The organism is Chitinophaga sp. Hz27 (genome assembly GCF_042263525.1).
In the GTDB taxonomy this organism is placed as follows: Bacteria; Bacteroidota; Bacteroidia; order Chitinophagales; family Chitinophagaceae; genus Chitinophaga.
The window spans coordinates 16,640-28,964 of sequence record NZ_JBHKFJ010000009.1 but is presented as its reverse complement, the minus strand read 5'-3'; the positions used below and the strand labels follow the sequence as shown (position 1 = coordinate 28,964).

Annotated in this window: 12 protein-coding genes; 3 read left to right on the top strand and 9 right to left on the bottom strand. The window is 45.9% G+C overall.

Annotated elements, in window-relative coordinates; genetic code table 11:
- Window positions 1-47 precede the first annotated feature (47 nt).
- The 3 genes from ACE38W_RS21245 to ACE38W_RS21235 are packed head-to-tail and all read right to left on the bottom strand — an operon-like array spanning window position 48 to window position 2,242.
- Complete coding sequence (locus tag ACE38W_RS21245; RefSeq protein ID WP_375834389.1) at window positions 48-773, bottom strand: AAA family ATPase; 726 nt, start codon at window positions 771-773, stop codon at window positions 48-50.
- Between the two features lie 2 nt (window positions 774-775).
- The gene (locus tag ACE38W_RS21240; RefSeq protein ID WP_375834386.1) at window positions 776-1,303 is read right to left on the bottom strand and encodes a GNAT family N-acetyltransferase; all 528 of its coding nucleotides are present in this window, start codon (window positions 1,301-1,303) and stop codon (window positions 776-778) included.
- Between the two features lie 54 nt (window positions 1,304-1,357).
- Window positions 1,358-2,242: a DUF72 domain-containing protein gene (locus ACE38W_RS21235; protein WP_375834383.1), complete on the bottom strand. Its 885-nt coding sequence runs from the start codon at window positions 2,240-2,242 to the stop codon at window positions 1,358-1,360.
- A 161-nt stretch (window positions 2,243-2,403) separates the two neighbouring features.
- On the opposite strand from ACE38W_RS21235, the gene ACE38W_RS21230 reads away from it, so the two are divergent.
- The gene (locus ACE38W_RS21230; RefSeq protein WP_375834381.1) at window positions 2,404-3,387 is read left to right on the top strand and encodes a glycoside hydrolase family 43 protein; all 984 of its coding nucleotides are present in this window, start codon (window positions 2,404-2,406) and stop codon (window positions 3,385-3,387) included.
- A 49-nt stretch (window positions 3,388-3,436) separates the two neighbouring features.
- Here ACE38W_RS21230 and ACE38W_RS21225 read toward each other — a convergent pair whose 3' ends face one another.
- Complete coding sequence (locus ACE38W_RS21225; RefSeq protein WP_375834378.1) at window positions 3,437-3,976, bottom strand: GNAT family N-acetyltransferase; 540 nt, start codon at window positions 3,974-3,976, stop codon at window positions 3,437-3,439.
- A gap of 48 nt (window positions 3,977-4,024) precedes the next feature.
- Here ACE38W_RS21225 and ACE38W_RS21220 point away from each other — a divergent pair, with 48 nt between their 5' ends.
- Together ACE38W_RS21220 and ACE38W_RS21215 are read left to right on the top strand one after the other, a co-directional pair.
- Complete coding sequence (locus tag ACE38W_RS21220) at window positions 4,025-4,666, top strand: Crp/Fnr family transcriptional regulator (protein WP_375834375.1); 642 nt, start codon at window positions 4,025-4,027, stop codon at window positions 4,664-4,666.
- A gap of 73 nt (window positions 4,667-4,739) precedes the next feature.
- Window positions 4,740-6,434 carry an alpha/beta hydrolase-fold protein gene (locus ACE38W_RS21215; RefSeq protein WP_375834372.1) on the top strand — a complete coding sequence of 565 codons (1,695 nt, stop codon included), beginning with the start codon at window positions 4,740-4,742 and terminating at the stop codon, window positions 6,432-6,434.
- A gap of 139 nt (window positions 6,435-6,573) precedes the next feature.
- On the opposite strand, the gene ACE38W_RS21210 is transcribed toward ACE38W_RS21215, so the two are convergent.
- The 5 genes from ACE38W_RS21210 to ACE38W_RS21190 all read right to left on the bottom strand — a co-directional run bounded on the left by ACE38W_RS21210 (window position 6,574) and on the right by ACE38W_RS21190 (window position 12,325).
- Window positions 6,574-7,602 carry an exo-alpha-sialidase gene (locus ACE38W_RS21210; protein ID WP_375834370.1) on the bottom strand — a complete coding sequence of 343 codons (1,029 nt, stop codon included), beginning with the start codon at window positions 7,600-7,602 and terminating at the stop codon, window positions 6,574-6,576.
- Between the two features lie 148 nt (window positions 7,603-7,750).
- On the bottom strand, window positions 7,751-9,091 hold the full coding sequence (locus tag ACE38W_RS21205) for a YeiH family protein (protein ID WP_375834367.1): 1,341 nt from the start codon (window positions 9,089-9,091) through the stop codon (window positions 7,751-7,753).
- Window positions 9,092-9,131: 40 nt separating this feature from the next.
- Window positions 9,132-10,565: a phytoene desaturase family protein gene (locus ACE38W_RS21200; protein ID WP_375834366.1), complete on the bottom strand. Its 1,434-nt coding sequence runs from the start codon at window positions 10,563-10,565 to the stop codon at window positions 9,132-9,134.
- The gene (gene soxC, locus ACE38W_RS21195) at window positions 10,562-11,773 is read right to left on the bottom strand and encodes a sulfite dehydrogenase (protein ID WP_375834363.1); all 1,212 of its coding nucleotides are present in this window, start codon (window positions 11,771-11,773) and stop codon (window positions 10,562-10,564) included. The genes ACE38W_RS21200 and soxC overlap by 4 nt, the downstream gene beginning before the upstream one ends.
- 18 nt (window positions 11,774-11,791) lie before the next feature.
- Window positions 11,792-12,325 (bottom strand): c-type cytochrome, encoded by a 534-nt coding sequence (locus ACE38W_RS21190; RefSeq protein ID WP_375834361.1) that lies wholly within the window; start codon window positions 12,323-12,325, stop codon window positions 11,792-11,794.

The following is a 12,325-nucleotide window of genomic DNA, read 5'->3' as shown; positions in this document are numbered from 1 at the left end:
GTGTCCAAATATGAACATGAACTGTTCGGTTATGGCGGTGCAGTAAATTAGTTTGCGGTGGCTAATGTATGTTTTCTTTCCAGTTCAGCGATGATCCTGGCTTTCATTTCGGTATTGATATAATCTTTTGCTTCTGCATAAGAGATATTGTATTTACGGTCGATATTACGGAGATGGTCTGGGAAGCGGCTAAGTGCTTTATCGTAGTATTCATCCAGTATAGTGGCAGCGGGGAGCTCATATTGCAGTTTCAGTTGGAACCTCCGCAGCAGCGCGGGATCTATGAGATCATAGAAGTTGGTAGCACAGATAAGCAGACAATAATCAGGGAAGTAGTCGAGCTGCTGGATGAGTGTATTTACCAGGCGGCGCATTTCGCCAGAGTCTTTATCATCATTGGCCCTGGCTTTCCCTATCTGGTCAAATTCATCGAGGAAGAGGACGGCCTTTTCTTTGATAGCCTTATCGAATACAAGTTTAAGGTTGGAAGCAGTTTCGCCTAAGCGGGATGAGATTAGTGTACTGAGATTGAGAATAACAATATTCTTGTTGAGTGTATGTGCGATGGCTTTAGCGGTGGTGGTTTTACCGCAGCCAGAATGGCCATGGAGGAGGATCTTATTATCTACCGGCAGGTCATAGGCTGTCAGCTCTTCAATGTATTGGTGTTCTTTGATCACCTGTTTGAGGATCGCTTTATTTTTATCACTGAAGAAAACATCATCGAGTTTTATTTTCTCCGGATCAACAATTATCAGGTTATGTATACTCATCACTAATGCCAGTTACTTTTATATAATGCGTACACCAATCGCTGTTTCGGCGCTTCTCCTGCGATGGTGACAGTTTCATTTCCGATACGAACGGCGCCCAGCTTGGCTATGGCTTGTTGGGAACGGATATTTTCTTCTCCTACATGAAAGTTTATTTGTGTTACGTACTGGAATATATGGTCCAGCATCAGCTTTTTCACGATGCTGTTGCATCCACTCCCCCAGTATTTCACAGCGAAAAACGTATAGCCGATCAGGATAGTATCATCTTCACCTTGCGCTTTGTAAAACCTGGTGCTGCCGGCTATCTCACCGGTTGTTTTATCGATGATGCTATAGGCTCCTTTGCTGGCGATGGCTGCGTCAAAAAAGCGACGGAAGATAGCCTTCTGCCATCTGTCTTTTTCGGGATGCTGTTCCCAAATCAGCGGATCTGCTGCTACGGCATATAATCCTTCAAAATCAGCTGCGGTTAGTGGTTGCAGTCGCACCAACTCATTTTCCAGTACTGTTCGAATCATCTCACTCATGTTTCAGCTGATTTGTCGCCGCAAAGGTACGAAGTATTCTATCGTTAGTCATTATTAAAACAGGGAAAGTTGCGATTCCTGTGATTCGCGGGGCTCTAAGCCGAAGAGGCTGCGTACTTCTTTGTAGAAATTGGCTTCATGCTCTCCTTCGTGGACATGCAGGAAAAACCAGGTCTCTTCGAGGCCGGCGGCCTTCCATTCTTCCAGGCGTGGCAGCCATTCTTCCAGTCTTTTTATATCATTGTGATGGTCGCCTTTCGTAACAAACCGCAGGAATAGTTGTGGTGTGGTAAGCCCCATGTGCAGGCAATCGCGGCGGCCGGGCGTATCGGTCATTACCACGCCTATGGCCATTTCCCTTAAAGTATTGAAGAACTCCTTGCGTTCGAAGCGGTTCGCAAACCATTCCTGGTGGCGAACTTCCACGAAGAAGTCTATTTCTTCCGGGAGTTGCTCCAAATATTTATAGAGATTCAGTTTTCTGGCAGGAGAAAAATGTTCGCTGAGCTGCAAGAACACAGGGCCTAGTTGCTTGCCAAAGGCGCTGATACCATCCAAGAAAGCTTTGGTTTCTTCTGTGGCGTTGAGCAGCGTACTATCATGGCTGATAGACTGCGGAAATTTAGGACAGAAAATAAACTCATTACTCTTCACCTTTTCCAGCCATTTGCGCACTTCAGCAGGAGAATAGATTTTATAATGGGTTGCATTTAATTCTACACAATCATATAACTCGCTGTAGGTAGACAGCATATTGACATCCTTGATATTATTGGGATACAAGGTGCCTACAAATTCTTTGCGCGTCCAGCCAGAGGAGCCAATGTGCAGGGTATGATTTTTTGCCGCGGTGCGTAAAACCTTGCTGGTTATAGGATCGTCTGGAGGGAGAGTGATGTCCATCTCGTCATATCTTTTCCATGCTGCGCCGAAGTCCATATGGTAGATTGTTTTTAGGCTGCAAATTTAGAGATTATTTTTTTTGCTTGGTAAGGTTGTGATCTTTTGTTACGTGCATTCGGCATGCATCAAAAAAAAGCAAGGACTAGATAAATCAGTAATTATATTATATTTTACAAAACCGATTTAGCTAATTATTTATGAAGAAACTGATCCTATGCTTTGTAGCTGCCTGCAGTACCTGGATGGTATCTGCACAGGTAAAAACTAATGTAACGTATTCTGGTAATCCGGTATTTCCGGGATGGTACGCCGATCCCGAGGGCGTAGTATTCAATAAGCAGTATTGGATATACCCCACCTACTCTGCGGCTTATGAGAAACAGGTATTTTTCGATGCCTTCTCCTCTCCTGACCTTGTCCATTGGACCAAGCATGCCCGTATCATGGACACGGCTGCAGTTAAGTGGGCGAAATATGCGATATGGGCGCCGGCTATCATAGAGAAAGATAAAAAGTACTATCTGTTTTTTGGGGCCAATGATATCCAAAATGATCAGCAAAATGGCGGTATAGGCGTAGCAGTAGCCAATAAGCCGCAAGGTCCGTTTAAAGATCTGTTGGGAAAACCATTGGTAGATAAATTCTATAATAAGGCTCAACCCATCGACCAGTTTGTATTCCAGGATAGCGACAAGCAATATTACCTGATCTATGGCGGATGGCAGCACTGTAATATTGCGAAGCTAAAAAACGACTTTACTGGCTTCATTCCCTATGAAGATGGCCAGACATTCCATGAGATTACACCTGAACATTATGTAGAAGGCCCTTGTATGTTCAAGAAAGATGGCAAATACTATTTCATGTGGTCGGAAGGTGGCTGGACAGGCCCCGACTACTGCGTTGCCTATGCCATTGGCGACAGTCCTGCAGGGCCTTTCAAACGCATCGGCAAGATACTGCAACAAGATCCTGCCATTGCCAATGGCGCAGGTCATCACTCAGTCATTCATCTACCTAAAGAAAATAAATGGTATATCATCTACCATAGAAGACCAGTGACAGAAACTGCGGCCAATTCCAGGGAAACCTGTATAGAAGAATTACAATTCGATGAAAACGGATTAATAAAGCCTGTTACCATCACAAAACAAGGCGTGCCTGCACATCGGATACAATAATATGAATCGGCCAGGATGCAATACCATAACAACGTTGTATCCTGGTACACTATACATTTTCTGTATTGCTCTCCAACCCGAGAAAAGATAGTTGGGTAATGGTATACTGATCAACCGTTCCTGCTGGGGTTCCCTTCTGCATACCATTCTTCTCCAATACTCTTCCAGAGGCTGTATTTTCCTGGTCGCAGGTAGCGAAGATCAGGTCCAGCTTTAGTACAGTAAACCCAAATTTCAGCATAGCCGCAATGGCTGCTGTAGCAATGCCTTGCCCCCAGAATGGCTCACCTACCCAGTAGGCCAGCTGCGCCACTGGTCGCACACTATCCAGGTGAAAGCTAATCTCTCCAATCATCTCTCCAGACTCTTTTAAAATAATCGCAAAAATATATCTGGACTTCGATTTAAAACCTTGCAGGATATAACTGAGTCTGAACACCGCATCCGGCTCCTGATAAGGATACGGAATATTGAGAATGTATCGGGAAACATTCCTGTTATTAGCATACTTCACTAATGCTGGAATATCGTCTGGGTCTAGTTTACGAAGGATTAATTGCGCCGTGAACAGTACTGGATATTGATTCATAATATATGCGTTAACATGGATCTCTTGAAATTAAGTTAATTTCGTTGTATGGCAATTATGCCTGCGTATCTCAACACCGTTGTTTTGAAAACTATTGATCAACAGGAAATCATAACTGCTTATTTTAATGCCTTCCGGCCATATCAGGATTTATCCGCTGAAACCCTTGCTGCGATGGAGAAGCTGGTACGCATTAAGGAAATTCCTGCCGGCATGCTATATCTTGCTGCTGGCGCCACACCTGTATTCGTATCTTACATTTTTAAAGGGCTTTTTTCGTACTATCTGACATTAGACAATGGAGATATAGTTATCAAGCGGTTTTTCCCCGAGCAAAGTTTTGTGGCATCTACCGCAGCCCTGGCGGCGGATCTGCCGAGCAAGTTCGCCATCCAGGCATTAGAAGACAGTATTGTGGTGGAAATCAATTTTAAAGAATTTAAACACCTGATGCATCAGCATACCGACCTTGCATTTTTCTGGATTAATTATTTAGAAAAAAGGTGGGTCATAGAAAAAGAAGTCAACGAGATCAATTATAAAGTATTACCTGCGAAGGTCCGCTACGAGGCCTTCTTAAAGAATTATCCGCAGGTTGCATCCCGCCTGCAGCTGCAGCATATTGCTGCCTTCCTGGGCATTACGCCTACACAGCTAAGTCGTATCCGCGCTGCTGAAAAGAAAAAATAATCATTTCACTCAACATATGTAAAGTAGCATACGCGGAATCCTGCGGAGCTTTGTCCGGATAAATTTTTCGGACATGGATAAGTTGAAAGGAGTAATACTGGTCACCTGTGGCGCGGCCAGCTATGGCGTACTCGCTACCTATGTAAAGGTCGCCGGTCAGCAAGGATTCAGCACGGCCGCCATTACCTTGGGGCAGTATTTAACAGGCGTTATTGCTTTATTTATTTTGGATTTCTTCCGCAAAACCAGGCTACCAGCGGGTAACAACCGCAATATAACTTTACGTTTAATCGCCGGCGGCACCACACTGGGGCTTACCAGTACCTTCTATTATCTATCGATACAATATCTGCCGGTATCGGTTACCATCATACTCCTGATGCAAACCATCTGGATGGGCATTCTGGTCGATTGCGTTCGTAATCGTACTGCCCCAGGCATACAACAACTTGCAGCCATTATCATCGTGCTTACAGGCACCCTCTTAGCCACTGGCATTATTGGTAACAGCATCAGCTGGAATATAACAGGTATCCTCTATGGCCTGCTGGCGGCGGTTTGTTATACTGGCGCCATGTATGCAGCCAATCATGTGGGTACGGAATATCCTATTTTTTATCGCTCAAAAATGCTGGTAACAGGAGGATTGATTGCCATTGCAATTTATTGGAACCAGCAACTGGTCACGGATTTTCAGTGGGCCGTTATACCTAAGTGGGGAGTATTACTTGCATTGTTTGGCACTATTTTACCTCCGGTACTTTTCAGCAAAGGGTTTCCTATTGTGGGTATGGGGCTAGGTAGTGTACTGGCAGCTATTGAGATTCCTGTATCTGCGGGGCTGGCACATTTTGTTTTAAAAGAAGCGATTACCTCACTTCAGATGATTGGATGTACACTGATTATTGCAGGAATAATTTTACAAAATTTAAGTTTTAGAAAGATGTTTAAAAAGTTAGCCGTTGCCGTGGTAATGCTAATGGTGGCAATGCAGGTAAAAGCAGCAGTAGTAGACACCTTGCAAGTCTACTCCCCTGTTATGAAAAAGAATATTACGACGCTGGTGGTAAGGCCTGAAGGCAAACAGGAAAACCCGCTTCCGGCGGTTTACGTTTTGCATGGTTATAGTGGTAATCCTGCCAGGACGTTGGCTTTGGACATACCAAGCCTGCCACGGCTAGCAGATGACTACCATATGGTATTTGTATTGCCGGATGGCGGTTTCGATAAATGGTACCTGAATAGTCCACTGCTGGTGGATGCGCAGTATGAAACCTTTTTGAGTAAAGAATTGCCGGCGTATATAGATAATCGTTATACTACCCGCACCGATAGGTTTGGCCGTGCCATTATGGGCTGGAGCATGGGCGGCTATGGTGCATTGCATACAGGGATGCATTACAGCCATATGTTTGGCGCCATTGGTAGTATTTGCGGAGCGGTGGAGATCCTGCCATTCATTCAGGATTTTGGCATCAACAAAATTATTGGGAATGATTCGACGGTATGGAAACAGTATGATGTACTGCAAAATGCAGGACTGCTGGCGTTTTCACAACAAGAGATTATTTTATCTTGTGGCACTGCTGATCCTTTTCTTCTCTATAACAGGGCGTTGGATGTTAAGCTGAATGAACTGCATATTGCGCATACCTATGTAGAGTCACCAGGAGCACATGATTTCAAGTACTGGTCGGAGGCGGCGCAATACGAGGTATTATTCCTGCATCAATATTTTGAGCAATACAAGGATGTGTTAAAGAAGTAGTTTGATGACTATGGATTTTTTTACATGCTTTGATTCGTATATACTCTTCCGTGATACCTGGGAAATTATGGACAAGGCAACCCGCCGTGAGCCCGGCGGGTCATCTTACCAGCACAAAATTTGTAGTATCGTATAGTCATTACTGTTGCTTCAGTACTACGTGTTTAATATTTTTCCTATCGTAGGTATACGTAATATGAATCAGGCCATCTTGTGTTTGAATGATGGCAGGATAGCTAAATTCTTCAGTGGTACCATCTTCCAGTGTCGCCACATCTTTCCAGTGTTCGCCATCAACGGAGCAGGCTACACGAAGTTTTGCGCGACCGTTGAACCAGTCTTTTCCTGGAACGTCGGGATTATAAACGATTAGCTGTAACCCATTTTTTAGCGTTACCGCATCCGTACCGGAGTTGGGATTGAGGAGAGCTGTTTTAGTGAGAGGCGACCAGGTGGCGCCGTTATCATCAGACCAGGACTGTGCTACATTTCCTTGCTTGCTTCTGCATAATACTTGCAGACGACTATCTTCATAAACCAATACGGATGGTTGGATGACATCTATGGACGAAGTGGTGTCAATTGGGATGAGCGTCCAGCGGCGGAACGACTCATCGGTTTTCTCGATGAATGCTTTCCAGTGGCCCGATGCCTCTTCAATGCTGGAAGGGCATAGCACTGTGCCATTCTTCAGCAGTATTGCTTTATTTTTAATGGGGCCGAGTATATTTTCTGGCAGGCGTTGTGCGGCGCTCCAGCTACGACCATTGTCTGTGGAGCGTTTCATCATCCCCCACCATTCCCGGGGGTTAGGGCCTACCTTATAAAATAGCACCAGCTCTCCTTTCCTGGTTTTGTAGAAAACAGGGTTCCAGCAAGGATAACGGAGTGTGTCGTGTTGTACACCATCGGCAACAGGGCCTGGTGTAATCTTTCCGGCGGCGTTGATTGCTCCCGCCCAGATGACTACATCTTTAGCACCTTCATATTTTCCACCAAAGCAGGCTACGAGTAGTTGTTTGTCTTTTGTTTCTATCAACGTAGAGGCGTGACAGTTATTAAAAGGTGGCTTGTCATACAACAGCTCTGAGCTAAGCGTAGTAAAGTTTTGAGCTGTGGCGGCACCAAAGCTGCAAGACAGTATTAACAATAACAAATTGCGGATCATCTACAAAAATTAAAATCTATTAAATAAGCAAACCGATTTCATCATCTCTCAAAAATAAAAATAAGGTCCGGTAAGTAAAAGGGAATATATAAAATGAAAACTGCCCGGAAAGCCATTGGCCCCGGGCAGTGCAAATATTTCGATTAGCTTACTTAATATCAGGAACAGCGAACAGGTATCCACCGAACAAGATCCAGGCCCAGAGCAGGGTCCAGATAACGTTAAAGATCTGTGCGCCGATAAATGCCAGTGCCGGACGACCACCTTCTACCTGTACCAGGTCTTTGAAGCGGGCTTCCAGTCCAATAGAAACGAAGGCTAACGCAAACCAAATTGTTTGGAGTGCTTTCAGGATATCTTTCACCTGACCGATAGTTTCTGCAGACACAGCAAAGGAAAATAACAGCGAAGTTGCGAGGAAGCCCAGTACGAATTTTGGAAATCTTTCCCAAACAATACCAAAGCCTGGTGTGCCAGTGGTACCAGCTACTTCAGCACCTTCTTTAGATGGGCGGTAACTCCACCAGATGGCGATGAAAAATGCGGCTACGCCTATCAAAACATTCTGGGAGAACTTAATGATCACCCCTGCTTTTACGGCGCTAGGTCCTACGATCTGCGCTGCTGCTGCAACGGAAGCTGTGGTATCCAGCGTACCGCCTAACCACGCACCACCAACGATTTCAGGAATATGAAATACTTTAATCAGCCATGGTTGCAATACCAGCATAGGAATAGCTACTATTAGCACCAGGGTAGTTACATAAGAGAGTTTTTTCTTGTCGCCCTGGATAGCGCCGCTGGCTACGATAGCAGCAGCTACGCCGCAGATAGAAACTGCTGAGGCGAGGATCACGCCAAATTCATCGTCTACCTTGAGTTTACGGCTTAGCCATAACGCGAAAAACCATACGGCTGCTACTACCAGTATCGCCTGTATGATGCCTGGCAATCCAGCTTTGATGATATCGGTAAACAAGATGCTGCTTCCGAGTATTACCAATCCTGTTTTGATGAAGAATTCAGAACGGGCTGCCTTTTTGATCCAGGCGGGTGTAGCGTTGGCATTGCCAAGGATGAGGCCCAGTACCAATGCGAAGATGACGTATTCTAATCCGTAATAGGATAATGTTTTATTTCCTGAGATGATGAGAGAAGTTACCGCCAGGATATAGATTACACCGAAACCAGGGAGGTATAAACGCATATCATCTCCCATAGACTTTACTGCGATAGCAGAGAGTAAGAAGAAGCAGCCGCCAATAAGTAGTATGAGCAATAGGTTGGCAGGATTCAATACTTTTGTGAGTAGCTCTTCTCCTGAGCTCCAGCCATAGACAGGCACCTGCAATTTAAAATCTGGTACAGTTAAAGCAAAGGCTAGTATCAATGATACAATGAAACCGCCGGTGATAACGGCCCACCAGTCTTCGGTCAGTTTTTCCAATATGGACTTTGGTTGTGGAATTGTGAGTTCTTGTTGGCTCATGGATAATCGCTTATTTAATATTTAAAAGACACTATGTAAATCAGACAATGTGGAGGTCCTTGAGTACCTGGCGGGCGGCGTTGTAGCCGCACATGCCGTGAACGCCGCCTCCTGGCGGTGTAGAAGCAGAGCATAGGTAGATGCTGGCTGCTGCAGTACGATAAGGTGTGAGGCTCGTAACCGGTCTGGTAAACAGTTGCCGGATATCAATAGCCCCTCCGTTGATGTCTCCTCCTATATAGTTTGGGTTATAGCTTTGCATGGCCGCAGGGCCCATGGTATGGCGCGCGATAATTCTTTTTTTGAATCCCGGTGCAAAACGTTCTACCTGGTTTTCGATGAGCGCTGTCATATCCGCAGTGGAACCATTCGGAACATGACAGTAAGCCCAAACCGTATGATACCCTTCAGGAGCGCGGGTATCATCAAACACACTCTGTTGCGCTAACAGTACAAAAGGTTTTTGAGCAGTTTTCCCCTGCCAGCATAAAGCCTCGCTGGCGGCTACTTCTTCAAAGGTATTTCCAAGATGTACTGTGCCTGCCTTTCTGCATTTTTCATTTTCAAAAGGTACGGGGCCTTCCAGTGCCCAGTCTACTTTAAAAACGCCCGGCCCATAACGGTAACGCCTCAACTGAGTGGCGTACCTGGCAGGAAATCGTGTTCCTGCAATCGCTAGCAACTGTTTGGGCCCGGTGTCGAAAAGCACAACACGCGCGGGAGGCAGGCTATCTATATTATTCACTGTTATGCCTGTCTCTATCTCGCCGCCTAAGCTAATAAAATAAGCTGATAATGCATTACTTATTTGATGAGAGCCATTTTTTGCGAGGGGCCAGCCGGCAATATGTCCGGCGGCGCCCAGCACGATGCCTATCGCCGCGCTGCTCATAGCTGTTAGTGGCAGCATAGAATGCGCTGCCATACCTGCCCAGAGGCCACGAGCCTCGCGGGTCTTAAAACGTCTGGCAATACTTGCTGCCGACTGCATGGCTGATAATCCGAACTTCGCCATCTTTATGGGATGACCAGGAAAGTTAAGCGGAGAAAGGATATCATTGGCAAGCAATGGCCAATCCTTTACTAAGGGCTGTACCAGTTTTTTATAAGCCATGGCATCTATCCCGAGACCAATAGCTGTGGCATCCAGACTGGGAAGCAATACCGCAGCGCTGCCGTCATCGAAGGGATGCGCTGCCGCCACTTCCGGATAAATCAGTTCCAGCCCGTATTGCTCCAGCGGCAAAGATTTAAAGAATGGCGACATCACCGCCATCGGATGAATAGCGGAACATACATCATGAAGAAACCCCGGTAAGGTAAGCTCCTCCGTTCGGGTGCCACCGCCGATAGTATCTTTCGCCTCCAGCACCAATACTTTCAGGCCGTGCTGCTGCAAAGTAATAGCGGCAGCCAGGCCGTTAGGACCCGCTCCTACTATCACTGCATCATATGCGTAAGCTGTTTTGTTCATCTGAATTTCTCTGGTTTAAACAATACTTTTCCATCACTTTGGATTAACCACGAAGTAACCGGGTTAACGTGATAACCGCCCATATCCTTGCCACGAGCAGCTATTAGCTCACGCAGAAAGGGTTGTACATAACCGGTATCGTCTATAGCGCGACTAAGAATTTCTGTGTTATGTCCATCCCATCTCCAGCCATAACGAAAATAGGTATGTGCTTTGTCGAGTACAGGCTCCTGCAAAGTGGCGGGCTGCCAATGTTTTCCGGCGTCTGTACTTATTTCTACGCGTACAATTTTTCCGCGGCCACTCCAGGCGATGCCTCTGATCTCTATCCAGCCTCTCTCTACTTGCTGCGGATAAGAGGGAGAAGTAATGATGGAGCGGGCATCCATATCGAAACTAAACTGCCTTATTTTGCCACCTTTGATCGTTTCGGTATACTTAGAGGTTTCTTCACGGGTCATGAAAGGCTTATCGGTCAGCTCTATACGTCGTATCCACTTTACGTTGGTATTGCCTTCCCATCCAGGTAGAAAAAGACGTGCAGGGTAGCCTTGTTCCGGCCTGATGGCTTCTCCGTTCTGCCCATAGGCAATCATGGCATCATTCCAGCCTTTGCCTACAGGAATGCTACGCGTCATCACGGCGGCGTCGGAGCCCTCCGCCAGGAACCAGGTAGCCTTCGGACTTACACCCACCTCCCTGAATAAGGTGCTGAGCATTACGCCTGTCCATTCGCTTTGACTGGTGAGCCCACAGATTTCCTGTGGCGTCATTGTTTCTTTTCCTGTTCTGAAGTTACCACTACATTCAATAAAAGCAATGCGTGATAACGCCGGAAACCGCTTCAGGTCTCGTAACGTGAAGATCATTGGCCTTTCAACCATGCCATGGACCAGTAGTTCATACTTATCAGGATCGATTAAAGGCACGCCGTTATGACTTCTTTCGAAATGAAGGTCAGCGGGCGTAATCATGCTATAAAAATCCTGCAGTGGCGAACGCGCTGAGATGTCAGACGCTTTCTTTTGTGGTTTTTCATAGGGAGATCTTGTTCCGAGTTTTCCTACTGGCGTTCCTGGTATTTTGGTAGGATCTGACGTTGTGACATCATTTGTCTGGCGTGCTACCGCACCGGGAATAATGGCACCCAGTGCGGTAACAGCGGCAGCTCTCAATAATGTTCTTCTTGGTAATTTATTTTTCTCCATCTCTAACCAAACCTATTTTTAACGTACTTCATGTCCTCCTTTACGGTCATCATCTACAAAAAATTTCTTTGCCGGCATTTCAATTGCTGGCAGCGTTTGTGCATTAACGATAGTGACGCTGTCAATTATTCTATTACTACACAACAGAAAAGCAGTTAGGTGATATACTTCTTCATTGCTCAATGATCCTGGCGCATTGAAAGGCATGGCCCTTCTGATATAATCAAAAAGTGTGGTGGCATATGGCCAATAGTTGCCAATGGCTTTTACATGGGCAGTATCTCCGAATGGAGCCACCAGTCTGTTTTCGGCCACCTCCGTACCTGTAGGGCCATGGCAAGGCGCACATTTAGCAATAAAGATTACCCTGCCAGCCGTAGCATTTCCGGCGCCAGCAGGTAACCCTTTACCATCGATCGCGATAGCAATATTTTCGGAATCGATTTCGTGCTGAGTGGCTGGGCGGCCGAACCCATACCGCTCCGGCTTTTCCGGGGCAGTATGGCATGCAGCAATATTTAGGCAAGCAATGATTAAAAAGCGTTTACTCAT